Annotated in this window: 22 protein-coding genes and 1 pseudogene; 11 read left to right on the top strand and 12 right to left on the bottom strand. The window is 73.2% G+C overall.

Annotation, left to right across the window (positions count from 1 at the left end; genetic code table 11):
• Positions 1–55: 55 nt before the first annotated feature.
• Both SMA5143A_RS24975 and SMA5143A_RS24970 read right to left on the bottom strand, forming a co-directional pair.
• On the bottom strand, positions 56–1,396 hold the full coding sequence (locus SMA5143A_RS24975) for an SGNH/GDSL hydrolase family protein (protein ID WP_107465074.1): 1,341 nt from the start codon (positions 1,394–1,396) through the stop codon (positions 56–58).
• A 275-nt stretch (positions 1,397–1,671) separates the two neighbouring features.
• Positions 1,672–3,091: pseudogene (locus tag SMA5143A_RS24970) on the bottom strand (extracellular catalytic domain type 1 short-chain-length polyhydroxyalkanoate depolymerase); the annotation flags it as partial.
• Positions 3,092–3,508: 417 nt separating this feature from the next.
• Here SMA5143A_RS24970 and SMA5143A_RS24965 point away from each other — a divergent pair.
• A complete protein-coding gene (locus tag SMA5143A_RS24965) occupies positions 3,509–4,498 on the top strand; it encodes a pectate lyase family protein (protein ID WP_107465073.1) in 990 nt (329 codons plus the stop codon).
• Between the two features lie 49 nt (positions 4,499–4,547).
• Positions 4,548–5,330, top strand: a complete 783-nt coding sequence (locus SMA5143A_RS24960) for a pectate lyase (protein WP_099969169.1) — start codon at positions 4,548–4,550, stop codon at positions 5,328–5,330.
• A gap of 163 nt (positions 5,331–5,493) precedes the next feature.
• Here SMA5143A_RS24960 and SMA5143A_RS24955 read toward each other — a convergent pair whose 3' ends face one another.
• Complete coding sequence (locus SMA5143A_RS24955; protein ID WP_107465072.1) at positions 5,494–6,075, bottom strand: Rv1733c family protein; 582 nt, start codon at positions 6,073–6,075, stop codon at positions 5,494–5,496.
• 248 nt (positions 6,076–6,323) lie between these two features.
• Here SMA5143A_RS24955 and SMA5143A_RS24950 point away from each other — a divergent pair, with 248 nt between their 5' ends.
• From SMA5143A_RS24950 to SMA5143A_RS24935, 4 genes are all read left to right on the top strand, one after another.
• Positions 6,324–7,409, top strand: coding sequence for a WD40/YVTN/BNR-like repeat-containing protein (locus tag SMA5143A_RS24950; protein ID WP_107465096.1), 1,086 nt, complete (start codon positions 6,324–6,326; stop codon positions 7,407–7,409).
• A gap of 130 nt (positions 7,410–7,539) precedes the next feature.
• Positions 7,540–8,217, top strand: a complete 678-nt coding sequence (locus SMA5143A_RS24945) for a uracil-DNA glycosylase (RefSeq protein WP_107465071.1) — start codon at positions 7,540–7,542, stop codon at positions 8,215–8,217.
• Positions 8,214–9,245, top strand: coding sequence for an N-acetylglucosamine kinase (locus SMA5143A_RS24940; RefSeq protein WP_107465070.1), 1,032 nt, complete (start codon positions 8,214–8,216; stop codon positions 9,243–9,245). The genes SMA5143A_RS24945 and SMA5143A_RS24940 overlap by 4 nt, the downstream gene beginning before the upstream one ends.
• 192 nt (positions 9,246–9,437) lie before the next feature.
• Entirely contained in the window at positions 9,438–10,361 is a 924-nt protein-coding gene (locus SMA5143A_RS24935; RefSeq protein ID WP_107465069.1) for a sirohydrochlorin chelatase, read from the top strand.
• A gap of 117 nt (positions 10,362–10,478) precedes the next feature.
• Here SMA5143A_RS24935 and SMA5143A_RS24930 read toward each other — a convergent pair whose 3' ends face one another.
• Positions 10,479–11,555, bottom strand: a complete 1,077-nt coding sequence (locus tag SMA5143A_RS24930) for a lactonase family protein (protein WP_107465068.1) — start codon at positions 11,553–11,555, stop codon at positions 10,479–10,481.
• A gap of 108 nt (positions 11,556–11,663) precedes the next feature.
• Positions 11,664–13,169 carry an FUSC family protein gene (locus tag SMA5143A_RS24925; protein ID WP_107465067.1) on the bottom strand — a complete coding sequence of 502 codons (1,506 nt, stop codon included), beginning with the start codon at positions 13,167–13,169 and terminating at the stop codon, positions 11,664–11,666.
• 346 nt (positions 13,170–13,515) lie between these two features.
• Here SMA5143A_RS24925 and SMA5143A_RS24920 point away from each other — a divergent pair, with 346 nt between their 5' ends.
• Positions 13,516–13,992: an Lrp/AsnC family transcriptional regulator gene (locus SMA5143A_RS24920; protein WP_055523826.1), complete on the top strand. Its 477-nt coding sequence runs from the start codon at positions 13,516–13,518 to the stop codon at positions 13,990–13,992.
• A gap of 249 nt (positions 13,993–14,241) precedes the next feature.
• Here the strand turns inward: SMA5143A_RS24920 and paaE are convergent, their stop codons facing one another.
• The 7 genes from paaE to SMA5143A_RS24885 all read right to left on the bottom strand — a co-directional run bounded on the left by paaE (position 14,242) and on the right by SMA5143A_RS24885 (position 21,481).
• Positions 14,242–15,483 carry a 1,2-phenylacetyl-CoA epoxidase subunit PaaE gene (gene paaE, locus SMA5143A_RS24915; protein WP_107465066.1) on the bottom strand — a complete coding sequence of 414 codons (1,242 nt, stop codon included), beginning with the start codon at positions 15,481–15,483 and terminating at the stop codon, positions 14,242–14,244.
• On the bottom strand, positions 15,484–15,990 hold the full coding sequence (gene paaD, locus SMA5143A_RS24910; protein WP_107465065.1) for a 1,2-phenylacetyl-CoA epoxidase subunit PaaD: 507 nt from the start codon (positions 15,988–15,990) through the stop codon (positions 15,484–15,486).
• Positions 15,984–16,811: a 1,2-phenylacetyl-CoA epoxidase subunit PaaC gene (paaC, locus tag SMA5143A_RS24905; RefSeq protein WP_107465064.1), complete on the bottom strand. Its 828-nt coding sequence runs from the start codon at positions 16,809–16,811 to the stop codon at positions 15,984–15,986. The genes paaD and paaC overlap by 7 nt, the downstream gene beginning before the upstream one ends.
• Positions 16,812–16,821: 10 nt before the next feature.
• Positions 16,822–17,142 carry a 1,2-phenylacetyl-CoA epoxidase subunit PaaB gene (paaB, locus tag SMA5143A_RS24900; RefSeq protein WP_055513771.1) on the bottom strand — a complete coding sequence of 107 codons (321 nt, stop codon included), beginning with the start codon at positions 17,140–17,142 and terminating at the stop codon, positions 16,822–16,824.
• The gene (paaA, locus tag SMA5143A_RS24895) at positions 17,139–18,116 is read right to left on the bottom strand and encodes a 1,2-phenylacetyl-CoA epoxidase subunit PaaA (RefSeq protein ID WP_107465063.1); all 978 of its coding nucleotides are present in this window, start codon (positions 18,114–18,116) and stop codon (positions 17,139–17,141) included. Before paaA ends, paaB begins: the two co-directional genes overlap by 4 nt.
• A 264-nt stretch (positions 18,117–18,380) precedes the next feature.
• Positions 18,381–19,958, bottom strand: a complete 1,578-nt coding sequence (locus tag SMA5143A_RS24890; RefSeq protein ID WP_107465062.1) for an amidohydrolase — start codon at positions 19,956–19,958, stop codon at positions 18,381–18,383.
• A 41-nt stretch (positions 19,959–19,999) separates the two neighbouring features.
• Positions 20,000–21,481, bottom strand: coding sequence for an APC family permease (locus SMA5143A_RS24885; RefSeq protein ID WP_107465061.1), 1,482 nt, complete (start codon positions 21,479–21,481; stop codon positions 20,000–20,002).
• 167 nt (positions 21,482–21,648) lie between these two features.
• Between SMA5143A_RS24885 and SMA5143A_RS24880 the strand changes: the two genes are divergently transcribed.
• The 4 genes from SMA5143A_RS24880 to SMA5143A_RS24865 all read left to right on the top strand — a co-directional run bounded on the left by SMA5143A_RS24880 (position 21,649) and on the right by SMA5143A_RS24865 (position 25,762).
• Positions 21,649–22,266: a TetR/AcrR family transcriptional regulator C-terminal domain-containing protein gene (locus tag SMA5143A_RS24880; RefSeq protein WP_107465060.1), complete on the top strand. Its 618-nt coding sequence runs from the start codon at positions 21,649–21,651 to the stop codon at positions 22,264–22,266.
• Between the two features lie 60 nt (positions 22,267–22,326).
• Positions 22,327–22,659, top strand: coding sequence for a glyoxalase superfamily protein (locus tag SMA5143A_RS24875; protein WP_107465095.1), 333 nt, complete (start codon positions 22,327–22,329; stop codon positions 22,657–22,659).
• 164 nt (positions 22,660–22,823) lie between these two features.
• Positions 22,824–23,504: a hypothetical protein gene (locus tag SMA5143A_RS24870; RefSeq protein ID WP_146193949.1), complete on the top strand. Its 681-nt coding sequence runs from the start codon at positions 22,824–22,826 to the stop codon at positions 23,502–23,504.
• Between the two features lie 80 nt (positions 23,505–23,584).
• On the top strand, positions 23,585–25,762 hold the full coding sequence (locus SMA5143A_RS24865) for a TerD family protein (protein ID WP_107465058.1): 2,178 nt from the start codon (positions 23,585–23,587) through the stop codon (positions 25,760–25,762).
• Positions 25,763–25,815: the final 53 nt, after the last annotated feature.

The raw sequence follows: 25,815 nt of genomic DNA, 5'->3' as shown, positions 1-25,815 counted from the left end.
CTCGGTCACGGTGTGCGGGCGCACCTGGGGGCGCAGGTGTCCCGTACGCTGCGCCTCACCTCTGCTGGAGCAGCCGGGACGGGACCGCTTCGGCGAGGGCGCGGTAGCCCTCAGGGTTGAGGTGGAGCCAGTCGCCGTCGTGGAGGGTCGGCCGGAGTCGGCTCGGGTTCTGCGGGTCGCGGACGACACGGTCGAAGTCGAGGACGGCGTCGAAGCGGCCGCTGGTGCGGATCCAGGTGTTGACCGCCTGCCGCGCGTCCTCGCGGTGCCCGTCGGCGTCGTCGTACAGCGTGTTGCCGTCGAACGGGAGCAGGGTCGCGCCGTACACCCGGATGCCCTGGGCGTGGGCGCGGACGATGATCTGGTCGTAGGCGGCGATGAGGTCGGCGGTGACGCGCCGCTGGGCGGCGGGGGTGGCCTCGGCCGTTCCGATGTCGTTGATGCCTTCGAAGACGATCAGTTGTTCGACGGCGCTGTGGGCCAGGATGTCGCGGTCCAGCCGGGCGAGCGCGTTGGGGCCGAGGCCGTCGTTGAGGATGCGGTTGCCGCCGGCGGCCTGGTTCACCACGGCGATGTTCCGGGTGGCGGGCTTCTGCTGGAGGCGGTCGAAGAGCTGGTCGGGCCAGCGGTTGTTGCCGTTGGTGGTGGAGCCCCGGCCGTCGGTCAGCGAGTCGCCGAGGACGGCGACGGCGGTGGTGGCGGGCCGGGAGAGGACCTCGATGTCGCTGAGCAGGTACCAGTGGTTGGTGGGGGTGGCGCCGGGGAGGTCCTCGTCGCGGGTGCCGTCCCCGTGCTGGAGGTAGGAGGTGGTGCGGGAGCCGGGGTGCGAGGTGAGGGCGAGGGACGCCTGCCCCTCGGCCAGGTACGTGGTCACGGTGAGGTTGGAGCCGGGCCGCACCGTGAAGTCCAGCGGGTCGGAGACGACCTGGGCGCCGACCGGCACGGTCGTGGCGTCCCGGCCGCCGAACGTCACCGCCCGGGTGGTGCCCGGCTCGACGGCGCCGACCCCGGCCTGCCCGCCCTTGGGGAGGGCGACGGTGACCGCCGTCAGCGGCAGCGCGGTGCCGCCGAAGGCGTTGGAGAAGCGCAACCGGACCCGGTCGCCGCCGGTGGTGACGCGCACGGTCTGCCGCAGAGTGGTGTCGACGAGCACCGCCCGCTCGCCGGTGAACGGCGCCGGCGGCATGTTGTGCGCCTCGGTGAGCTGCGGCATCGCCGACCAGGTGTTGACCCAGTGCCGGGCGGACGTGGCCGTGTCACCGGCACCGGCGGTGCCCTGCGGGCCCCTGACGAGCGCCACCACGGCGGAGGACGTCACGACGAGGGCCAGCGCGAGGACGCAGGCGGCGACGAGATGGGCGAGCGACACACGGCTCGACGGCTTGGACGGTTGCACGGGCGATACCTTTCTGCGGGAACGGGGCTCTGCTGGAAGGGCTCGGGGGTTCGGGTTCGTCGATGACTTGCAGGTGCGACTGCGACTGCGACTACGACTGCGGGTGCGTTGTGGCTTGTCGCGCGGTTCCCCGCGCCCCTGAAAGCGGCCGGGGCTGCGCCCCGTGCTTTGGCGTGAGGGGACTCGACGCCAAGGCGCGCGGGGTCCCGGGCGCGCACCCGGCCGGTGCGCGTCCGGCGGTGGATGGAGGCGAGGCGGGTCGGCGGGTCAGGCGCGACCCCTCCCGTGGCGGGCCCGGCGGTGGGTGCGGCGCTGTTGCGGGGGCGGTCGGCCCGGGTGCCGGCGCCCGGCGCGAGCGCGCGACCGACCCCGGCGCCCGGCGCGATCACATGACCGACCCCGGCGCCCGGCGCGATCACGTGACCGGCACCGCCGCGCGGGCGCGTGGTCGCGGTGACGTCGGTCGCGATCACGATGCCCCGCGCGGGGCCTTACGGGGCGCCCCGGTCGGTGACGGTCTGCCGGTCAGCCCTCTCCCGCCGAGCCGGCCCAGGGTCTGTCGTTCGGATCATGCCGGCTTCGGGCAACGGCGCCTTGACGCCCGCGGCCCAGGCGTGACCAAACGACAGGCCCTCGGGCAGGGGGCACGGTTCACTGGCCCGTGATGCCGAAGAAGGTCAGGACGCGCTGGCCCATGCCCCGGGCGTACACGTTGTGGCCGACGCCCTGCATGCTGATGCCCTCGACGGGGGCCCGGTCACCGGTACCGCCGTAGCGGGTGCGAGTCCAGCCGTTCTGGGGCGAGTCGGTGGAGCTCGGCGTCTGACCGACGCCGCGCACATTGGTCCACTGCTTGATCTCCTCCCCGAAGTTCGGGTACCGCAGCGTGTCGTCCTGGGTGCCGTGCCACAGCTGCATCCGGGGCCGGGGGCCGTTGTAGCCGGGGTAGGCGCCGCGGACCAGGTCGCCCCACGCCTGCGGGGACCGGATGATCCTTCCGTTCGCGCAGTCGCTGTTCCACTCCGAGCCGTTGGTGGTGGCGAAGCAGGCGAACGGGACGCCGGCGAAGGCGGCACCCGCGGCGAACACGTCCGGGTAGACGCCGAGCAGGACGTTGGTCATCATCGCGCCGGAGGAGATGCCGGTGGCGAAGATCCTGCTGGTGTCGGCGTTGTAGGTGCGGACCGTCCAGTCGACCATCGACTTGATGCCCACGGGGTCGCTGCCGCCGCCCCGGCGCAGCGCCTGCGGCGAGGCGACGTCGAAGCACTTGCTGCTGCGCGTGACGGACGGGTAGACCACGATGAAGCCGTAGCGGTCGGCGAGCGAGGCGTACTCGGTGCCGCTGTACATGGCGGGCCCGGAGCCGGTGCAGTAGTGCACGGCCACGACGATCGCCGGTTTCCTGGCGACGTTGTTCGGCACGTACAGGTACATCTGGAGGTTGCTGGGGTTCTGCCCGAAGTTGGTGATCTGGGTGAGCGCCGCGCGGGGCGCCGCCTCGGCCTTCGCGTCCCGCGCGGCGCCCGCGTCCGGAGCGGCCTGCGCGAGCGACGACGGCTCGGGGAGCGGCGCGGCCGAGGCCGCCGGGGCGGTGAGGAACGTGGTCGCGAGTAACGGCGTCAGGGCGGCGAACAGTGCGACGAGGGCTTTTCGGAGCGGTCGGCGCGCGGTGCGGTGGGGGGTTCGGGGCACGTCGTTGTCCCTTCAGCGGGCCGGGAGGGAAGCGTCCGCCGAGCATCGTGACATGCACATGGCCGCCCTGGAAGCGCTCCCACACGTCGAAAGAATTCGCTCCCCGGCGCGCCACCGGAGCGCGTACGCCGGCCCCGCGGGCCGGGACGCCCGCTTCACCTGGGGCGCCCCATGGTCTTTTGCGCGAAGCGTTGACTAGAAAGCGCTTGCACCCTACGTTCCGTTCAGCAGTGTGAACAGGCCACCCTCGCCGCCTGGAGCGGAAGGGGGCGCCTGGACTTCATCTGCCTGCACTCAAGCTTCTCCCCGGATGTCGAGTCCCCCAGCTCGACCACCCGACCCGCTCTTGGCGGTCAGCATGGCACACAACGTTCACGTACATGGACCGTCAGTTCCTAGCTGAAGGGACGCACCCGCATGCGTACCGTCCCCCCACGTATCCCCCCACGCACACTCGCGCGAAGAACCTCCTCGACGGCCGCGGCGACCGTTCTCGCGGCGGCCGCGGTGATCGCCCTGCCGCAGACCGCGGGGGCCGCGGAGAGCTCACCGATCGGCTACGGCGCCGGGACCACCGGCGGTGGCGGCGCGCCGCCGGTCACCGTCTCGACCCTGGCCGCCTTCAGAAGCGCCGTGGCCGGTGACACGGCGAAGGTCGTCCGGGTCAGCGGCCTGATATCGCTCAGTGGCCAGGTCGACCTCGGCTCCCACACGACGGTGCTGGGCGTGGGCGCGTCCTCCGGGTTCACCGGGGGCGGCCTGCGCATCAAGGAGAAGACCGATGTCGTCGTCCGCAACCTGAACATCAGCAAGCCGGTCGCGCCCGCCGACGGGATCACCGTGCAGGAGTCGACGCGGGTGTGGATCGACCACAACTCCTTCTCCGCCGACCGCGATCACGACAAGGACCACTACGACGGCCTGCTGGACATCAACCACGGCTCGGACGACGTGACGGTGTCCTGGAACACCTTCAAGAACCACTTCAAGGGTTCGCTCGTCGGCCACAGCGACAACAACGCCTCAGAGGACACCGGCCACTTGAAGGTGACGTACCACCACAACCACTTCAGCGACGTCCACTCGCGCATCCCCAGCCTGCGCTTCGGCACCGGGCACTTCTACAACAACTACGTGGACGGCGCCGAGACCGCCTGCCATTCGCGCATGGGCGCCCAGATGCTCGTGGAGAACAACGTCTTCCGCGACACGTTGGTCGCCGTCACCACGCACCGCAGCAGTGACGTGGACGGCTACGCCAATCTGCGCGGCAACGACCTCGGTGGGGCCGCCACCGAGGTCTCCCGGACGGGGACGTTCACCTCCCCGCCGTACCGCTACACCGCGGAACCCGCCTCGTCCGTCGTCGCCTCGGTGACGTCGGGTGCGGGCGCCGGAAAGCTCTGACCACCCCCACCCCCACCCCCACCCCCTCGGAGACAGAAGGAATCGGGACATGACTTCTGCGGCACGTACGCGCGCCCGCACGCGCGCGCTGACCGGGACGATGGCCGCGTTCGGCCTCTCGTTTGGCATGATCATGACCAGTGGCGCCACTCCGGCGAGCGCCGCGACCTGGCCGTCGGCCTCCGGCAACCAGCCGGTGACCTCCACCATCTCGGTGTCCGGTGTCCGCGACGGCGGCATGAAGCGCTACTACGGCAGCGGCGACCTGGCCGGGGACGGCCAGGAGGAGGGCCAGGACCCGATCTTCAAGCTCGCGGCCGGCGCGACGCTGAAGAACGTCATCATCGGCGCCCCCGGCGCCGACGGCATCCACTGCGAGGGCAACTGCACCCTTCAGAACGTGTGGTGGGAGGACGTCGGCGAGGACGCCGCGACCTTCCGCGGCGGCTCCACCTACACGGTGACCGGCGGCGGCGCCAGGAAGGCCGCGGACAAGGTGTTCCAGCACAACGGGCCGGGAACCCTGAACATCTCCAACTTCGCGGTCAGCGAGTTCAAGACGCTGTACCGCTCCTGCGGCGACTGCTCCACCCAGTACACCCGCAAGGTGAACCTCAACAACATCGAGGTCACCGGAACGGGTTCCACCGCCCGGCTCGTCGGCATCAACGTCAACCGCGGCGACGTGGCGACCCTGCGCAGGATCACGATCCTCAACGACAGCGGCCGCAAGGTCGTGCCCTGCCAGAAGTACAACAACAACACGGCCGTCGGTACGGGCCCCGACAGCACCAACTGCCTGTACTCCGGCTCGGACATCACCTACAGGTGAGGCCGCTCGTCACCCACCGGTGAGTCCGCTCCCCACGGCCGGACGGGGTCTCCCCCCACGGGCCTCGTCCGGCGTCCCGGTGGCCCGCCGTCGGCGTTGGGCCACCGGGACGCCGGTGCGAGGCGGGTGTCGACCGGGGCGACGCATCAGGGCAGGGGCGCCCTCACCAGATCTTGCGCTCCCACAGCGGGGCGATGCGCTCCCACGCCTCGTCCCACTGGTCCATCCTGCGCCGCTCCAGACGGCCCCGGACGAGCCTGCCGCCCGCGAAGGGCACGGCCGCCACGAAGATTCCCGCCAGCCCACCGACCAGACCGGCCCGCAGCCGGGCCTGGGTCTCCCCGGCGGGCTCGGTCACCAGCCGGCCCCGGGCATCCGTCCAGACGGTGACCGGAGTGCCCATGACGTCGGCCGGGTCGACCCGGGCCTGACCCTCGCGCGTGGAGCCGTCCGGCGCGGCCCAGCGCACCTTCGCCCACACCTTCTCGGCGCCCGCGCCGCTGCCGGCGCCCGGCTCCGGCGCGTCCTGCACGAGCCGCGCCTCCACGGGCCGCCACTCCTCGCGCTGCCGGGCCAGACCGGACTCGACGGAGTCCGCGGACAGCAACCCCGCGACCAGGCCGCCGCCCACGGTGAGGACCCAGGCGACGACCAGCACCCAGGACTCCAGCCGGTCACCGCGCCGTTTGAGCGGGTTCCGCCGCCAGCGCCACAGCCACACCTTCGGACCACGGAATGCCACCATCGGGGGCACCCTCCCTCACGCACACAGGACAGCCGGACCGCACTCCCATACGGCGGCGGCCCCGTCCCTGCTCATGCGACCTGGGTCACCCCGCCCGCGGTATGGCTCGATCCCACCCGTCCCCCACCCGTCCCCCACCCGCCACATGCCGCCCGACCTGCGGCGATGGCGACTCAAGGGGTGACTGTCAGTGGCTGGGTGCAGACTGGCCCGTGACTGAGACGACGATGTCCAGGGAGGTGGCCGGGATGGCCGAGGTACTGCTCACCGTAGGCACGCGCAAGGGCCTGTTCATCGGGCGGCGGCGAGGCGGCGCCTGGGAGTTCGACGACAGCCCGTACTTCAACGCGCAGGCCGTCTACGCGGTCGCCGTCGACACCCGCGGGGACACGCCCCGTCTGCTCGTCGGGGGCGACAGCGCGCACTGGGGCCCCTCCGTGTTCCACTCCGACGACCTCGGGCGCACCTGGACGGAACCGGCCCGTCCAGCCGTGAAGTTCCCCAAGGACACGGGCGCCTCCCTGGAACGGGTGTGGCAGCTGCACCCGTCGGCCGCCGAACCGGACGTGGTGTACGCGGGCACGGAGCCGGCCGCGCTGTACCGCTCGGAGGACCGGGGCGAGACCTTCGAGCTGGTGCGGCCGCTGTGGGAGCACCCGACCCGCGACAAGTGGCAGCCGGGCGGTGGCGGCGAGGGGCTGCACACCATCCTCACCGACCGGCGTGACCCGCGCGCGACGACCGTCGCCGTCTCCGCCGCAGGCGTGTTCCGCACCGAGGACGGCGGCGCGAGCTGGTCGCCGTCCAACTCCGGGGTCTCCGCGGTGTTCCTGCCGGACCCCGACCCGGAGTTCGGCCAGTGCGTGCACAAGGTCACGCGGGACGCGGTGACCCCCGACCGGCTCTATCTGCAGAACCACTGGGGGGTGTACCGCAGCGACGACGGCGGCGCCCACTGGACGGACATCGGCGAGGGGCTGCCGTCCACGTTCGGGTTCGCCGCCGTGGCCCACCCCCACCGCGGGGACACCGCGTACGTGTTCCCCATCAACGCGGACGCGGACCGGGTCCCCGCCGACCACCGCTGCCGGGTCTTCCGCACGGCGGACGCGGGCGGGAGCTGGGAAGCGCTGTCCAGCGGCCTGCCGACGGACGACCACTACGGCACGGTGCTGCGCGACGCGATGTGCACGGACGACGCGGACCCGGCGGGCGTCTACTTCGGCAACCGCAACGGCGAGGTGTACGCGTCGGCGGACGACGGGGACAGCTGGCTCCAGTTGGCGTCCCATCTGCCGGACGTGCTGTGCGTACGGGCGGCGGTGATCGACTGACGGCGTGGACTGACGGGCCGGACCCCAAGTCGGCCCGGAACGGGCTCGGTTCGGCATCGAAACGGTCAGCACCGGTCGCACCGCGACCGGTGGTTGATCGTCGGCGCGGTCGCGGCAGTAGGGTGACGCCGTGGCACCACGACCGTTGCATGAAATCGTCGAAGCGGGCTGGGCGAAGGCGCTGGAGCCCGTGGCCGGACAGATCGCCAGGATGGGCGACTTCCTGCGTGCGGAGATCTCCGCGGGACGCACCTACCTCCCGGCCGGACCGAACGTCCTGCGCGCCTTCCAGCAGCCCTTCGACGACGTCCGCGTCCTCATCGTCGGCCAGGACCCGTACCCGACACCGGGGCACGCGGTGGGCCTGTCCTTCTCGGTGGCCCCGGAGGTACGGCCCCTGCCGGGCAGCCTGATCAACATCTACCGGGAGCTCGGCAACGACCTGGGGCTGCCGCCGCCGGGCAACGGCGATCTGACGCCCTGGACCCAGCAGGGCGTCCTGCTGCTCAACAGGGCGCTCACCACCGCCCCGCGCAAACCGGCGGCACACCGGGGGAAGGGCTGGGAGGAGGTCACCGAGCAGGCGATACGGGCGCTGGCCGCGCGCGGGCGCCCCCTGGTGTCGATCCTGTGGGGCCGCGACGCCCGCAACCTCCGCCCCCTACTGGGCGATCTGCCGTCCATCGAGTCCGCCCACCCCTCCCCCATGTCGGCCGACCGCGGGTTCTTCGGCTCCCGCCCCTTCAGCCGCGCCAACGACCTGCTCGCCCGTCAGGGCGGTACTCCCGTGGACTGGCGTCTGCCATGACGGCCGCCGGGGTGCCGTCCGGGGAACGGCCAAAACCGGTGTCCGCCTCGGCGGGCGGCGGGGAGGGCCCCGTCGTCCTCGCGGTGGACTCGGGTGGGTCGGGGCTGCGGGTGGCGCTCGCCGTCGGCGGCACCGTCGTCGGGGAGCCGCTCGCCTCCGGGGAGCCGGTGCGCACCGGGGCGTCGGGCATCGACGCGGGGCATCTGCTGGAGCTGGTGCTGCCCAGGGCGCGGCAGTTGCTCGCGGACGCGGGGCGGGAGCGGCCCGGCGCGGTCGCCGTCGGGGCGGCCGGGTTCGCGACGCTCGGGGAGCGGTTGCGGGCCGAGTTGCCGTCCGCGTTCGCACGTGAACTGGGGGCCCGGCGGACGGCGCTGGTGGCCGACGCCGTCACGGCGTACACCGGCGCGCTGGGGGCGCGGCCCGGTGCCGTGATCGCCGCCGGTACGGGGCTGATCGCGATCGGCACCGATCTGCGGGCCTGGCGGCGGGCGGACGGCTGGGGCCATCTGCTCGGGGACTGCGGTGGCGGGGCGTGGATCGGGCGGGCGGGGCTGGAGGCGGCGCTGCGGGCCCACGACGGGCGCGGCGGCGGCTCGGAGGCGCTCCTCGGGCGTCTGGAGGGCATGTTCGGCCCACCGGACAGGCTGCCCGGGCAGCTCTACCCCCGGCCCGACCGTCCGGCGGTGCTGGCCTCCTTCGCACCCGAGGTGGCCGCCTGCGCGGGCGAGGACCCGGTGGCGGCGGACATCCTGCGCACCGCCGCCCGGCACATGGCCGACGCCGCGGTCGCCGTCTGCCCGGCGTCGGGCGACCCCCTGGTGGCGCTGACCGGCGGCCTGTTCAAGCTGGGCGGCCCTCTCCTCGTACCGCTGGAGGAGGAGTTGGCACGGCGGCTGCCGCGGGCCCGGAGGGTGCCCACGGAGGGCGATCCGCTGCTCGGCGCCGTACGGATCGCTACCGATCTGGCCACCGGCGGCCTCCGATTGCCGTACGACGATCGGCTGTTGTACACAGTGGCCGAAAAGTAGTACCTGAAATACGGACCAAAGCAGCCTGTCCGACAAGCACCACTGTGGTCAGTCAAGAGCACTGCTCGGCAGATAAATGCGGTATTGATCGGCCTGATCGACCCGTAACTCATCAGACAAATCCGGACGGATACCGCTCACCTGCACCCTCCCCGAACAGGGGAACCCCGGAAACAAGTAACATGCGGCGCCATGAGCTCCCCCACTGGGCCCGCGTCCGGCCTGCCAGTACGAATGCCGCGACCCCGCCAGCCCGGCCGGCACCGCCGACCGGAACCCCTGGCGGCTCCCGAGGGCGCGCCCGCGCTGCTCCTCGCGGTGCCGGGCACGCCCAGCGCCGCCACGCGCAGCCTCGCCGAGGAGGTCGTGAGCATCGCGCGCTCCGAGCTGCCCGGCCTCGACGCCCGCATCGGTTACGTCGACGGCGGCGGCGACGAGTTCCCCACCCTTCAGTCGGTGCTCACGGGTGCCGCCGAGGAGCGCACCGCCCGCTACGAGCAGGCGCGGGCCGCCGGTCTCGACGTCAAGGAGCCGGACGGCCCCGTCGCCGTCGTCGTGCCCCTGCTGGCCGGTCCCGACAACGCGACGCTGCGGCAGGTCCGCCAGGCGGTCATGGAAAGCCGGATCGCGGCCGAGCTGACCGATGTCCTCGGCCCGCACCCGCTGCTCGCCGAGGCGCTGCACGTGCGGCTGTCGGAGGCGGGTCTGGCGCGTGCCGACCGTGCCCGGCTGTTCACCGTCGCCACCGCCGCGGACGGCATCATCCTCGCCTCCGTGGGCGGTGACGAGGCCGTGCAGGCGGCCGGTATCACGGGCATGCTGCTGGCCGCGCGGCTCGCGGTGCCGGTGATGGCCGCCGCGCTCGACCAGGAGGGTTCGATCAGCTCCGTGGCCGAGCAGCTGCGCTCCTCCGGTTCCCAGCAGCTCGCGCTCGCGCCGTATCTGATAGGGCCGGAGATCGACGCCGCCCTCATCGCGGACGCCGCGGCGGAGGCGGGGTGCTCGGCCGCCGAGGCGCTCGGCCCGTACCCGGCGATCGGCAAGCTGGCGCTCGGCAAGTACACGACGGCGCTGGGTATCGCCCCGCCGCAGCAGCAGGGCATGCCGGTCCGCTGACTGAGGCCGCGCCCGGTCCGTCTCGACCCGTACGGCCGAGGGCCCGCTCCTCTCGCAGGAGCGGGCCCTCGGCCGTACGCGTGCCCGGGGAGCCGCGCCCGCCCACGCGGGGCGCCGTCAGGTGTCCAGGACGACGCACGAGGCGGCGGGCACGTCGACGGAGCCGGCGAGGACCGGGACGCCGGTGTCCGGGTCGACCGTGAACCAGGTGACGTTCCCGGAGTGCTGGTTGGCGACGTACAGCGTGCCCGCCGCGTAGGCGAGGGCGCGGGGCCAGCGGCCGCCGCAGGGGACGGTGGTGACCAGGCGCAGGGAGGGGCCCTCGACGGCGAGCACGGACAGGACGTCCGTGCCGCGGGTCGCCGTCCACACATGGCGTCCGTCGGGCGACACCACGATGCCCGAGGGGTACGCGTCGCCGTCCGGGGCGGCGGGAAGCACCGGGACCTCCCCCAGGGGCTCCAGAGGGCCGTCGGGGGCGTTCCAGCGGCACACGGTGACGGTCGGGGCGAGTTCGTTCAGCACATGGACGTACATGCCGTCCGGGGCGCTCGGCGGGGAGGAGGCCGCCCCGCCGGTCGGGGCGAGGGCGAGGTGGCGCGGACCGGAGCCCGGCCGCAGCCGCGTCGCGGAGCGCACGACGGGCACTCCCTCCTCCAGCGCGCAGACCCGCACCGTGTCGGTGCCGAGGTCGACGGAGAGGAACCGGTCGCCGGCCGGGGTGGGTACCACCTGGTGGGCGTGCGGGCGCCCCTCGTGGTCCGGGTGCGGGCCCACGCCGGGGTGGCGGAGGGTGCCGGAGGCGATGGGGGCGAGGGTGCCGTCGGGGAGCAGCGGGACGGCGGTGACGCTGCCGGCGGCGTGGTCGGCGGTCAGGACGTGGCCGTCGAGGACGCACAGGTGGGTGGGGCCGGCGCCGACCGGGACGGGCGGGCCCGTCAGGGCGGGCTTGTCGTCCGCCACCTGGAAGGCGGCGACCGCGCCGTCGGGGTTCTCACTGACGGCGTAGAGCGTCTCGCCGTCCGCGGACAGGGCGAGGTAGGACGGGTCGGGGACGTCGGCGGCGGCGCCCGAGACGAGGGTCAGGGCGCCGCTGTCCTCGTCCACGGCGGCGACGAGGACGCCGGGGCCTCCCTCCGTCGTGAACGAGCCGATGTACGCGCGGCGCTCCCGCTTCCCTTGTGCTGCTGCCACTGCCGTCCCCTCCCGGTGGTGTTCGGTGCGGGTGAGGGTAGCAGCAGGTCTAGACCAACAGCAGTGCTTGATCTGCGTCGTCCGTCGGGGTGGTGGCGTGCCCGCGGGTCAGGAGCCGGCCAGCCGGGAGCCCGGGGTCCTGCCCAGGGGCAGGGCCAGGTCGGACAGGGTCCGCTCCAGGTTGTGCAGGTGGACCAGGGGGGTGCCGGGTTCCGGCTGGTGCGGGGCCTCCTGGCCGGTGAGGTGCTGCGGCCAGGCCGGGGCCCGCGTCTCGTGGACGGTCAGCGCCTCCACCGCCGCCTTCACCCGCCAGCAGGCGGCCACGAGGGACGCCTCGTGGGAGGCGGGCGGCTCGACGGTGGCCGACACCAGGGCGTGGACCTCGTTCACACAGTCGTCGAGGAGGCGCAGGGCCTGGCGGGCGCGCGCCTTGCGGCCGTGGAACGGGTTCAGCGGATGCACCAGCGGGGCGAGGGCGACACGGGCCCGCCCGAACAGCGCCTCCAGTTCGGCGGCGTGCGGGGCCGGGTCGGCCTCGGGGTCGCCCTCCAGCCGGGCGGCCGTCTGGGTCGCGGCGGCGTGCACGCAGTGCAGGGCCCGCAGGATCCAGGCGTCGTTGGTCGCGTGGGTGGTGACCGGCAGGACGAGGACCACCGCGAGCATGGCGCAGCCCGCGCCGACCCCCGTCTCGACGAGCCGGAGCGCGAGCAGTTGGGCGTCCAGGACGCCGAGCAGACCGTAGAGGAGGCTGGCCATGACGGTGACCGCCAGCATCATCCAGGAGTACGACACGGCCGCCGTGTAGAAGATCCCGAAGACGCAGAGGGCGACGAGGGCGGCCGACGCCACGGGCGCCCCGTCGAGCGGGACGGCCACGAGGAGGCCGACGGCGACGCCGATCACGGTCCCGAGGACGCGGCGGAAACCACGGACCAGGGTCTCGCCCCGGGACGTCGTGTTGACGAAGATCCACCAGGCGGTGCCGACGGCCCAGTACCAGCGGTCCTCGGAGAACCCCTGGCCGACGACGAGCGCGACCGCGCAGGCGGCCGCGGCCTGGAACGCCTGCCGGGTGGTGGGCCGGTCCAGGCCGGTGCGGGGCGCCTCGGTGGGGGGCGCGATCGGAGGGGCGCCGCGTTCTATGGGCCACAGGACGAAGCGCACGGCCCCGGCGACCAGGAGGGCGAGGGTCATGGCGGCGTAGAGGCCGGGCAGTTGCGCGGGGACCGCGTGCAGGAACTGCGTGACGAAGAAGCTCATGAAGGCGAAGATGCCGAGCGCCTGACCGCGTGCTCCCCAGCGGCGGGCGTAGACCCCGCAGAAGACGGTGGCGACGAACGCCATGTCGCGGGCGGCCGTGAGGTCGTGCAGCGTGGTGGCGAACGCCAGGACCGGGAATCCGGCGAGAGGCAGCAGGGCGGTGGTGATCCGCTGGGCGCGAACCGTGCCGTCGGTGACGGTGAAGAGGGCGAGGAGCGCGGCGAGGCCCCCCGTGATCGACGCGGGGAGCGGGAAGCCGCTCAGCTCGGAGACGGCCACCGCGGCGCCCACGCCGATGACGGCGCGGACGGAGTTCCGCAGCCGCAGACGCCCCGGATCAGGCGCTGTGAACATCCTCTTCATGGCCGTGTACCGCCCCCTCGCACTGGTGCGTGCCGCGTCCGCGGCGTGCTGGGTCTCAGCGGGCGGCGGGCACAGCGAAGGCGCCGCGCTCCGGGTCCGGCCTCGTCGCCGTCCGGCACTGCGCGGCGCCGAAACTACGTGGATAGGGCAAGAGATAAGCACCTTTGACCCCGATGGCTCAACTCGGAGGTCCTGGGCTGAGCCATTGGCCCAGGCGGCAAGGGCCGCGATGGGCCCTTGGTGGGCCATCGGATCAGGGATCGGGCGAACGGCCTTGTGAGCGGTCCGTTGATACCGTTTCCATGATCGTCGAATGGCGCAGGGAGGTCGGCGGATCATGGCCGTGGACGAGCTCGACACCCGGATCCTGCGGTTGCTGCTGGAGCAGCCGCGGACGAGTGTGCGGGAGTACGCCCGGGTGCTCGGTGTCGCGCGGGGGACGCTGCAGGCCCGGCTCGACCGGCTGGAGCGGGACGGCGTGATCACCGGGACGGCGCCGTCGCTCTCCCCCGCCGCGCTCGGCCATCCGGTGCTGGCCTTCGTGCACATCGAGGTGACGCAGGGGCACCTCGACGACGTGGGGGACGCGCTGGCGGCCGTGCCGGAGATCATCGAGGCGTTCTCCATCACGGGCGGCGGCGATCTGCTGACCCGGGTCGTGGCCCGCGACAACGCGCACCTGGAGGACGTGATCCAGTCGCTGATCAGCCTGCCCGGCGTGGTGCGCACCCGCACGGAGGTCGCGCTGCGGGAGCGGGTGCCGTACCGGTTGCTGCCGCTGGTGGAGTCGGTCGGCCGGGCCGCCGGGAACTGAGCGCGCGGCGGGGGCGCGTTCGTGGTGGGGGCGGGGTTTCGTCGGCGGCTGCGGGTGCGTGGGGCTTGTTCGCGCAGTTCCCCGCGCCCCGGAAAAGCAGGGCCTGCGGCCCCGTGCTTTTCATCTGAAGGGCGGGCCGCAGGCCCGATCCCTTCAGGTGCGCGGGGAACTGCGCGAGAAACCACAACGGACCCGCACCCGCCACACCACACGCACCCCCGAGCTATGAGGCGCCCGCCCCCCCAACGCTCACGTGTCGAAGTCGACCGTCAGCGTCTCCGACACCGGATACGTCTGGCACGTCAGCACATACCCCGCCGCCACCTCCGCCGGTTCCAGCGCGTAGTTGCGGCGCATGTCCGCCTTGCCGTCGGGGACGAGCGCGCGGCAGGTGCCGCAGACGCCGCCCTTGCAGGCGAAGGGGAGGTCGGGGCGGGTGCGCTGCGCCGCGTCGAGGATCGTGCGGTCGCGGGGCAGGGGCGCGGTGGTGGTGCGGCCGTCGAGCGTGATGGTGACCTCGCTGACAGGGCCCTCGGCGGCGGCCTCCTCGTGGCGGACCTCGCGGACGGGTTCGTCGTCGGCGTAGAAGAGTTCCTGATGGACGCGGTCGACCGGGACGCCGAGGCCGGTGAGGACCTGCTGGGCGTCGCGGACCATGCCGTGCGGGCCGCACAGCCACCAGTGGTCGGCGGTGTCGACGTCGACGAGGGAGCCGATGAGCGTCGAGAGACGTCCGGCGTCCAGGCGGCCCGAGAGCAGCTCCGCCTCGCGCGGCTCGCGGGACAGGACGTGGGCCAGCTGGAAGCGGGCCGGGTACAGGTCCTTCAGGTCGGCGAGTTCGTCGGCGAACATCACCGTGCCGGTGCGCCGGTTGCCGTAGAAGAGGGTCACCGTGGAGCGGGGGTCGGCGGCCAGGACGGACTCGGCGATGGAGATCATCGGGGTGATTCCGGAGCCCGCCGCGATCAGCACATGGTGGCCGGGGGCGGTGAGGTCCGGGGTGAAGAAGCCGGTGGGCGGCATGACCTCGACCGTGTCGCCGGGGCGTACGTCGTTCACCAGCCAGGAGGAGAACAGGCCGCCCGGGACGACCCGGACGCCGATGCGTGGTGCCGAACCCGCAGGTGAGCAGATCGAGTAGGAGCGGCGTTCGTCCCGTCCGTCGATCTCCCGCCGCAACGTCAGCGACTGGCCGGGCGCGAACGTGAACTCCTCGGCCAGCTCGTCCGGGATCTCGAACCCGACGGCGGCCGCGTCCTCGCACAACGGCCGTACCTCGGCGACGCGCAGGGCGTGGAAGACGGGTCGGCGTCGGGCGCGCGGACGTACGGCCGGCGTGCCGCCGTCGCCCTCGCCGGTGGCCGGACCGGGCACCGCGGAGGCGACCGAACCCGCGGCCCCGACAGCGGCCGCGACAGCGGCCTCGCCCGCGGCCTCCGCCACCGGTCCCCCGCGAAGGCCCCCGGTGGGCCCTTCCGTGAAGCCCTTCATTCAGATCTCCTTGACGTGCTCGAACGGCTCGCGGCAGGTGTGGCAGCGCCACAGGGACTTGCAGGAGGTGGCGGCGAAGCGGGAGGTCTCCCCCGTGTCCCGGGAGCCGCAGCGGGGGCAGGGGACCGTGCGCCGGGTGGCGGACAGCTGGAGGGGGACCGGGCCGCGAGGGGCGGGCCCCGGCGGGGCGATGCCGTGCTCGGTCAGCTTGCGGCGGCCCGACTCCGTGATCCAGTCGGTGGTCCAGGGCGGGCTGAGGACCGTGCGGATCTCCACCCGCTCGTATCCCGCCGCGCGCAGCCTCGCCGCCACGTCGGCCCGCATCTCGGCCATCGCCGGGCAGCCCGAGTAGGTGGGGGTGAGGCTCGCGATCACCGTGCCGTCGCCGGTCAGCTCCACGTCCCGCAGGACGCCGAGGTCGGCGAGGGTGAGCATCGGCAGCTCGGGGTCGGGCACCTGCCCGGCGATCTGCCGGGCCCGCCGGGCGTCGAGGAGGGTGGTCACCATGTCGCCTCCGGGTGGGCGCGGGCCACGCTCTGCAACTCGGCGAGCAGCGGCGCCAGATGCTCGGTGTGGTCGCCGGCGCGCCCGGCGCCCGGCAGCGGCCGGTACACCGGCATGGGCAGCCCGGCGGCCTCCGTGACCTGCCGCAGCACGTCGACGACCTCGTCCCGTACGTCGTACGCGGTGAACAGCTCGCCGAAGTACGGGCCGACCTGCTCCAGCGCCTTCCGCATCCGCCGGTGCGATTCGTCGGTGCCGTCGCCGAGCCGTACGGACCAGTCGGCGGCGTACTGGCGGTGGTAGGTCAGTTCCTTGACGCCCTTGGCCGCGATCGCGGCGAGGACGGGGTCGGGGTGGTCCACCAGCCGTTCGAAGTGCGCGAGGCGCCAGCTGGACAGGACGAGGAGCCGGACGACGGAGAACGCGAAGTCGCCGTTCGGGAGTTCGGCGAGGCGTACGTTGCGGAAGTCCTGGGCGTCCCGGAAGTAGGCGTAGGCGTCCTCGTCGCGGCCGGTGCCGTCGACCTGGCCGGCACGGGAGTACAACAGGCGGGCCTGGCCGAGGAGGTCGAGGCCGATGTTGGCGAGCGCGACCTCCTCCTCCAGCTCGGGCGCGCGGGTCGTCCACTCGGCGAGCCGCTGGGCCGAGACCAGGGCGTCGTCGGCCAACGCCACACAGACGCGGGCCAGTTCCCCTATGTCGACGCCCTCGGGCACCCCGGTGTCGACGCCGTGGAGGGGGTCCTCGAAGCCGGTGCCGTACGCCCAGCGGGTGTCGTCGTCGTGTCCCTCGGCGAGGGTCAGATAGACGTGGTCGTCACTCATGCCCTGCTCCTCAGATGTGCGGGACGTCGTCGGGAATGTCGTAGAACGTCGGGTGGCGGTACACCTTGTCGGCGCTGGGCTCGAAGAAGGGGTCCTTCTCGTCGCGGGTGGAGGCGGCGATGTGCTCCGAACGCACCACCCAGAGGGAGACGCCCTCGTTGCGGCGGGTGTAGAGGTCGCGGGCGTGGGTGAGCGCCATCTGGTCGTCGGCGGCGTGCAACGAGCCCACGTGGACGTGGTTCAGGCCGCGCTTGCCGCGCACGAACACCTCGTACAGCGGCCAGTCGCCCTTGTTCCCGCGCGCCGCGCCCCTGTCGTCCGTGCCGGTCATGCCGCCGTCCCCTTCCGGGCTCGCTCGCTCTGCCGGGCCGCGTGGGCGGTGGCCGCCTCACGCACCCAGGCGCCTTCCTCGTGGGCCGTCCTGCGGCGTTCCATCCGCTGGTCGTTGCAGGGCCCGTCGCCGGTGATGACCCGCTTCAGCTCGGCCCAGTCGGGGGTGCCGAAGTCGTGGCGGCCACGCTCCTCGTTCCACTTCAGGTCCGGGTCCGGGAGGGTGACGCCGAGCTTCTCGGCCTGCGGGACGGTCATGTCGACGAACCGCTGCCGCAGTTCGTCGTTGGAGTGCCGCTTGATCTTCCAGGCCATGGACTGCGCCGAGTTGGGCGAGGCGTCGTCCGGCGGGCCGAACATCATCAGCGACGGCCACCACCAGCGGTCCACGGCGTCCTGCACCATCGCGCGCTGCTCGTCGGTGCCGCGCATCATCGTCAGCAGCAACTCGTAGCCCTGCCGCTGGTGGAACGACTCCTCCTTGCAGATCCGCACCATCGCCCGCGCGTACGGGCCGTACGAACTGCGGCACAACGGGACCTGGTTGCAGATGGCGGCGCCGTCCACGAACCAGCCGATGACACCCACGTCGGCGAAGTTCCGCGTCGGGTAGTTGAAGATCGACGAGTACTTCTGGCGGCCCTCGATCAGCCGGCGCGTCAGGTCCGCGCGGTCGGCGCCCAGGGTCTCGGCAGCCGAGTACAGGTACAGCCCGTGCCCCGCCTCGTCCTGGACCTTCGCGAACAGGATCGCCTTGCGGCGCAGGGACGGCGCGCGGGTGATCCACTCGCCCTCCGGCTGCATGCCGATGATCTCCGAGTGCGCGTGCTGCGCGATCTGCCGGATCAGCGTCCGGCGATAGCCCTCCGGCATCCAGTCACGCGGCTCGATCCGCTGGTCCCGCGCGATCGTCGCGTCGAAGTGCTCCTGGAGCGCGTCCTCGGGCGGCGCCCCGGCGGAATCTGTCGTCGTCATCGATACCAGCTTCCCAACCGATCATTCGTTCGGTACCAGTGTGACGCGATTCGAGCGGACGGGCAAGACCCGTCCCGTCCCCTCTCCCCGGCGGCGCGACGGGTGGGTGTGACCGTGGAGGTGGAGGTGGAGGTCGTCGACCCGGAGACCCTGGAGCGCTCGGTGGTCAAGCGAGGCGGGTGCAGGACCTGCGCGACCGGTGACCCGCCGACGCCGGGGGCCGGGTCGGTACGGGGCCTGCGCGGCCCGGCCCCCGCGGTGGCGCTACCGCCGGCTCCCCCGGTGCACCACGTGGCCGCCCGTCACCGTGAGGAGGACCGGCGCCTCGGCGACCTCGTCGGCGGGGGCGTCGACCGGGTCGAGGGCCAGTGCCGTCAGGTCCGCCCGGTAGCCTTCGGCGATCCGTCCGGCGACCGCCTCCTCGCCCGCCGCGAGCGCCGCGTGGCTGGTGCAGCCCTCCAGCGCCTGGAGTCCGCTGAGCCCGGCGCGGGAGGAGGCGGCGCCGCGCGGTGCCCGGGCCGTGGCCAGTACCCCGCGGGCGTCGTGGTGGGCGATGGGCCAGTCGGAGCCGAGCGCGACGACCACGCCCGCGTCCCGCAGGTCCCGCAGCCGCCAGGCCCGTGAGGCGCGTTCCTCGCCGAGCCGCGACGACCACGCGTCGGACAGGTCGGCACGGGTGTAGTCGGTGTGCGGGGGCTGCATGGAGGCGACGACCCCGACCTCGGCGAACCGTGCCACGAGGTCGTCGGGCACCGACTCGATGTGCTCGACCCGGTGCGTGTGCCGCCCGCCGGGCCCCAGCGACTCGACCGTGGACAGGACGTGGCGCACGGCGGCGTCGCCGATCGCGTGCGTGGCCGTCCGCACCCCGGCGCGGTGCAGGACGCGTACGGCGTCGCTGTATGCGTCCGGGTCGGGCCAGAACGCGTCGGTGCCCTGGCCGTGGCAGTCGGGGTGGTCGAGCCAGGCGGTGCCGCCCTCGACGGTGCCGTCCATGAAGAACTTCACCCCGCCGACCTGCCAGTGCCGGCCGCCCCTGCCCTGGAGGGCGACCAGCTCCGCGAGGTCGTCCGCGTCGGCGCCCGGCATGCACCACGGCGCGAAGCGCAGCCGCAGCGGCAGGACGGTCTCCCGGGCGACGGCGTCCATCAGGGCGGGATCGCCGAGGTCCATGACGTGGGCGCCGGTGAGGCCGGTGGCCGCCATGGCGTTCAACAGGTCGATCAACCGGGTGCGGCGTTCGTCGTACGTCGCGCGGGGCATGACCGTCGTGACGAGGTCCATCGCGGCGTGCTCGACGAGATGTCCGGTCAGTCGTCCGTCGGCGTCGACGGCGATGTGGGAGCGCTGGGCGAAGGTCCGCGGCCCGGTGATGCCGGCGGCCCGCAGCGCGGCCCCGGTGACGAGGGCGGAGTGGCCGTCGTAGAGGCGGAGGAAAGCGGGCGCGCCGTCCAGGACGTCCTCGACGAGGGCGCGGTCGACGGGGCGGCCCTCGAAGGCGTTGTGGTCCAGGCCCCAGCCGAGGACCCAGCCGTCGATGCGGGGCGCGGTGGCGAGCGCGGAGCGCAGTCCGTCGAGGTCGCGTACGGCGGTGAGGTCGAGTCCGGTGGCCAGGTCAAGGCCCCACACGGGGTGACTGTGCCCGTCCACCAGGCCCGGCACCAGCCACCCGCCGCCCAGGTCCACCACTTCGGTGTCCGACCCGCGCCAGTCCCGTACGTCCGCGTCCTCGCCCACGGCGGCGATCAGCCCGTCGCGTACGGCGACGGCGGAGGCGTGCGGCCGGTGCGGGTCGAGGGTGCGGATGTGGGCGCCGGTGATGACGAGGTCGGCGAGGGGCATCGGGAGGGGTCTCCTTGAGAGGGGCGGACGGAGGGTGGGGGTCACTCGGCGGTGTCGGCCGGTGGCTCGGCGGCGAAGCCCGCGTACACCTCGGGCCTGGACCGGCGCAGCCACCACCCGAGGGCGAGACCGATGACGAGGACGGCGGGGACGATCGCCGCGAGGACGGTGTTGACGGTGGTGGAGGCGCCGGTGAACTGGTCGAGGTGGGTGACGACCAGGGCGATGGCACCGGTCAGCAGCACCGCGGCGGCGACGGGCGCGACGACCGTGCGCAGGGCACCCTCGCCATGGGTGCGGCGCCGGAAGTAGAGCGGTACGGCGATGGCGGCGAGCAGTTGCAGCACCATCAGGGCGAGCATGCCGGGCGTGTTCACCCACAGCAGCAGTTGCGTGTACGGGTCGGCGCCGGCCGCGGCGAAGGCGAGGACGACGGCCGCGCCGAGCACGGTCTGGGCGAGGCCGGCGACGTACGGGGAGCGGTGGCGGGGGTGGACCCGGGCCAGGGCCTTGGGGAGGATCCCCTCCTCGGCGAGGGCCAGCCCGTAGCGGTTGATGGCGTTGTGGAAGGCCAGCAGCGAGGCCAGGACGCTGGTGACGATGAGGATGTGCATCAGGTCGGCCGCCCAGGGGCCGACGTAGACCGTGATGGCGGAGAAGAACAGGTCCGCGGGGTTCGAGCCGGCCGTGGCGATGACCTTCGCGTCGCCGAAGGCCTGGATCACCGTCCACACGACGAACGCGTAGAACAGGCCGAGGAAGGCGACGGCGAGGTAGGTGGCGCGCGGCACGGTGCGGGCCGGGTCGCGGGCCTCCCGGCGGTAGATCACGGTGGACTCGAAGCCGGTGAACGCGGCGAACGCGAAGGCCAGGACGGCGATCATGCCGGGGACCATGACGTTGCCGGGCGCGAAGGACGCGAGGGACAGGCCGTCGGCGCCGCCGTCGACCAGGACCGCGCCGGCGAGCAGGACCAGGATGCCGGTCTCGGCGACGAGGAGGACGCCGAGGACCTTGGCGCCGAAGTCGATGGACCGGTACCCGCCGTAGCCGATGAGCAGCAGGCCCAGGAGGGCGACGGGCAGCCAGGGGACGTCGGCGCCGAACAGGGAGCGGGCGGTGTCGCGGGTGGCGGTGCCGAGGAGGCCGTAGACGCCGATCTCCATGCCGTTGTAGCCGACGAGCGCGAGGAGCGCGGCGCCGATGCCGGCCCGGCGGCCGAGGCCGCGGGTGATGAACGCGTAGAAGGCACCGGCGCTGCGGACGTGGCGGCTCATGGTGGTGAAACCGATGGCGAAGACGGCGAGCGTGAGTCCGGCGAGCAGATAGCCGGCGGGGGCGCCGATGCCGCCCATCAGGATCGCGAGGGGGGCGACGCCGGCCATCACGGTGAGCGGGGCGGCGGCGGAGACCACGAAGAAGGCGATGTCGGTGGTGCCGAGGGAGCCCCGGCGCAGCGAGTACGTGGCGGGCGCTTCGGTCCCGGCCTGGTCCGCGCTGGGCGCGGAGGGGGTGACGGTCATCGGGGAAAGCCCTTCTGGCTGCTTGCGGGGACAGGGCCACCGGGTGGTCGGGGGACGAGGCCACCGGGTGGGCGGGGTCGCCCGGACCGGTAAACCTAAAGGCTTTCGGTTTTGGCAATGTAACCTTCACCTCGACCGCTGGGAAGACCCCGAAGAGGACGGACACCATGGGACGGCCGCGCACACCCCTGCTGGACCGGGAGCGCATCACCAGCACCGCGCTCGAACTCGTCGACGCGCAGGGCGATTTCAGCGTCCCGCAGATCGCCCGGCGGCTCGGGGTGCAGACCGGATCCGTGTATCACCATGTGGACGGCCGGGACGGCATCGTGGAACTGCTGCGCGAGCGGGTCACCGAGGGCATCGACGTCTCCGCGCTGGAGCTGCGCCCCTGGGACGAGGCCCTCGCGGCCTGGGCCCGCTCCTACCGCGCCGCCTTCGCCGCCCACCCCCGGGCCATCCCGCTGCTCATGACGTCCCCGGTGCGGGCCCCGCGCGTCCTGGATCAGTACGAGCGCGCCGTCACGCTGCTCCTCGACGCGGGCTTCCCCCTCGCCGACGTGATGCCGGTGCTGGTCGCCCTGGAGAACGTCGTCCTCGGTTCGGCCCTCGATCTGGCCGCGCCGGAGGCCATGTGGGAGATCGCCGACGAGACGGCCACGCCCCGCCTCACCGAGGCGCTCGACGCCGTCGGCGACCACCGCGCGGACGCCGCCTTCGAACTGGCCCTGGACGGCTTCCTCGACCACGCGCGCCGCAGACGGGAGACGCACGCGGCGCTCTGACGACGGCGCGGGCCGGCGGCGTCGTCAGTGGGGGCTGCCACCATGGGCCGCATGGACGAGGTGGACGAGGAAGTCATCCCCATTCTCCGGGTCGCGGACGCCGCGGCCGCGGTCGCCTGGTACGAGCGACTGGGCTTCGCCCAGCAGTGGGAGCACCGCTTCGCACCGGGGCTCCCCGCGTTCGTCGAGGTCGCCCGGGGCGGCATACGGCTGTTCCTGTCGGAGCACGAGGGCGACGCCCGTCCCGACACCCTGGTCTATCTGCGGGTGCGTGACGTCGACACGCTCGCCTCCGCGTTCGGCGTGCCGGTGGAAGAGGCTCCGTGGGCGCGCGAGATCGCACTGCGCGACCCGGACGGCAACCGGTTGCGGATCGGCACGCCGACGCGCTGACCGGGGCGGGACCGCCCTCCTGGCGACGGCTCGGCCCTCGAAGCCGCGAGGCGCTCGCCGGGGGCGCCGGTCGGGGGCGCCGGTCGGGGGCGCCTGTCACGGGGTGCTCGCCCTTGCGGGTGTCTCCGATTGCCGTGGTCCCCGCCGTCGCGCAGAGTCGTGCCGTGGTGAGACACCTGAGGAGTCGGCGATACCGGGCGGCCGCCGTGGGCGCGGTGCTGCTGGGCACGCTCGCGGCGTGCGCGGGTGACTCGACGGCGCGGACCCCGCCCTCGCGGGCCGCCGCCCGGCCCACGGCGTCGGCCGTCGTGTACACCAGCAAGGCGTTCGGCGTGCCGCTGACGGTCACGGTGCCGACCTCGCTGGGCGTGCGCCCCCTGAAGGACACCCGCACCTTCCTGACCTGGATGAAGGACGAGAGCGACCGGGTCCGGTTCCTGTTGCCGGTGGTCGTCTATCCGCCCGGCCGGAACGACCCGGTGAAGCCGGCCCGCGACTACGACGCCTACCTGGCCTTCCTGCGCGGGCAGAGCGACTACCACGCGAAGTGGCGGGACACGGACGAGACCACCGTCGACGGGCACCCGGCGACCCTGATGACCGGCACCACCGACTGGTCGCTCAACGGCAGCATCGGCTGCCCCACCGCCGACGGGAACGCCGAGCACGACTGCTACGGCCTCCAGCCCGAGTTCGCCCTGCGCCTGGCCGTCATCGACATCGGCGACCGGACCCCGCTGGTCGCCTGGACCACGGTGAACACCGATCAGCAGCCCGACACAGCGGCCGCGTTCACCCGCTTCGAGACCATGCTGCGCGGCCTGAGGTTCACGTCCCGGAGGTGAGGGCACCGCCCTCGGCGCCGGACGCGGAGGGCGGGAAAACTCCTGTGCGGTGATTCGTACACCTCTGCGATCATCCCGGGATGGCCAACCGTCTCGCATCCGTGGTTCTCCGGCACACCCGTCGTCTGCCCGCCCCCGAGGGGTCCGCGGGGGACGGCGCCGCGGCCGCGCGGCAGTTCGACGCCGCGTTGCTGTCGGTGGGGTTCAAGCTGTCGGCCGACCTGCTGGCGCACCTGTCGGGGCTGTCGTCGGCCGCGGTGGTGCACACCGCCACGCGCACGCTGCGTACGGTGCGCGAGATGGTGGGCGACCACGTCGCGCACAACACGTACTTCATCGACTTCCCCGCGAACGTGCCGGACACCGAGGAGTTCTGGACGCGGTGCGTGGCCGAGGCGCTCCGGGACCGCGAGGCGCGCGGCAGCGTGCTCTCCCAGCTGGCGCACGGGGTGCTGAACCTGCTCAGCCTGCCGTCGTACGGCCGCTACCAGCACACCTACGAGGAGATGCTCGCCGTGCAGGACGAGCTGATCGCCTCGGCCGGCGACCGGCTGACGGTCCTGCACCTCGGCGGGGCCCTGGACGACGAGGTCACCGCCCTCTACCTGGCGCTCGCGGGCAGCACCACACCGCTGGGCGAGGAGCACCTCGCCGACCTGAAGGTCCTCGCGGAGCGGTGCGCGACCGGGCCGCAGCCCGAGGTGATCCCGGTCCGGGAGAACCGCGCGGTGGTCAACGAGGCCCGCCTCGCCGTCGGCGCCGACCTGCTCCTGGACACCGTCACCGATGTGCTGCGGCTGGCCTGCGCCCTGTCGGGCGGTGACGTGACGCTGCGGGAGCCGACACGGCTGCGGACAATACCGCGTCCGGTGCGCCGGGCGCTTCTCGCGGGCCTGGACGCCGTGGTCGCGGAGAGTCCCGCGAAGCTCTGCGACGTGCACGCGTACCGCGAGCCCTTCAAGCGGCTCGGTGAGCGCCTCCACCCGCACGAGTACCCGCGGTGGCCGCACGCCGCCGAGGTGTTCGCCGTGGCCCGCGGTGAGAAGGAGGCACTGTCCCTCGACAGCCGCGCGCAGCGACTGCTCGGTGAGGGCGACGTCCCCGGCGCCGTCGGCCTGCTGCGGTCCGCGCCCGGCAAGCTGTTCCGGGCCCTGGACCACCTGCTGCGGACCGCCGCCGGCCAGGAGGAGCGGGACGCGGTGGTGGCCGCGGCAGTGGAGGTCGCCCCGCAGGTGTCGGGCCGGGTCGTGCTGGCCGTGCGCGAGCATCTGCTCAACCGGGAGCGGGAGTCCGGCGAGCGCCGGGTGTTCGTCAACCGCCGGGGCCGGGCCTGGGTCGCCGCCGACGTGCGGCCGGCCGTGCCCGCGGGGGACCGCGAGCGTCTGATCGCCGCCCTCGACGCGGAGCTGCGCCGCCGCCTGCCGGTGCCGGCCCGGCTGCTGGTCGACCCGGACGTCCTGGACGTGGCGCTGCCGCTCAGCGGCCGGGCGACGACCGCCGGGCTCGGTGTGCTGCCGCGGGGCTCCGCCTCGGCGGTGGACGGCGAGCTGCTGCGCTTCTTCGTGTACTGGAAGGAGCGCGGGCGTCGGACCGACTACGACCTGTCGGCGCTGCTCCTGAACGCCGACTACAGCACCGACAGCTGGCTCTCGTACACCTCGCTCAAGACGGTCGGGGGCGAGCACTCCGGTGACATCACCGAGGCGCCGGAGGGAGCCTCGGAGTTCATCGATCTGGGCCTGGACCGGGTGCGCGGCTCGTTCGTCGTTCCGCAGGTGAACATCTACACGGGTGAGGGGTTCGACGAGGCCGAGGAGTCGTTCTTCGGGTTCATGCTGCGGGACGCGGAACAGAAGGGCCGTCCGTTCGAACCGCGCACCGTGCGGATGAAGTCGGAGCTGCGCGGGCCGGGTCGGGTGGCGCTGCCGCTGGCGTTCAGGCGGGAGCGGGACGGCCGCTGGAGCGCGAAGTGGCTGCACCTCTGTCTGAAGGGCGTCTCGGCGGGCAACCGGGTCGAGGAGAACCAGGCATCGGTGTCGCGCGTGGTGCGGGCCGTCATGGAGCGGGAGCAGCTCACGGTGCGGTACCTCGTCGGTCTGATGACGGACGCCGACGGGACGACGGCCGTGGAGTCCTGGGACGGCGGGTCCGTCCCGGCCGAGCCGGTCACGTACATCGGTCTCGAACGCCCCGAGGGGCTGCATCCGGACTCCCGGATCATCACCCTCGAAAATCTGCGCGACCTGATTCCGGGCTAGGGCCCTTCTGATGGATCTCCGTGGCAGAAGGAGCGGCGTTCGGTGCGTGCTCT

Origin of the sequence: Streptomyces sp. MA5143a, assembly GCF_900290235.1 — a bacterium.
In the GTDB taxonomy this organism is placed as follows: Bacteria; Actinomycetota; Actinomycetes; order Streptomycetales; family Streptomycetaceae; genus Streptomyces.
Note: the sequence above shows the minus strand (reverse complement) of the source record. Positions and strands in the feature narration are given on the sequence as shown.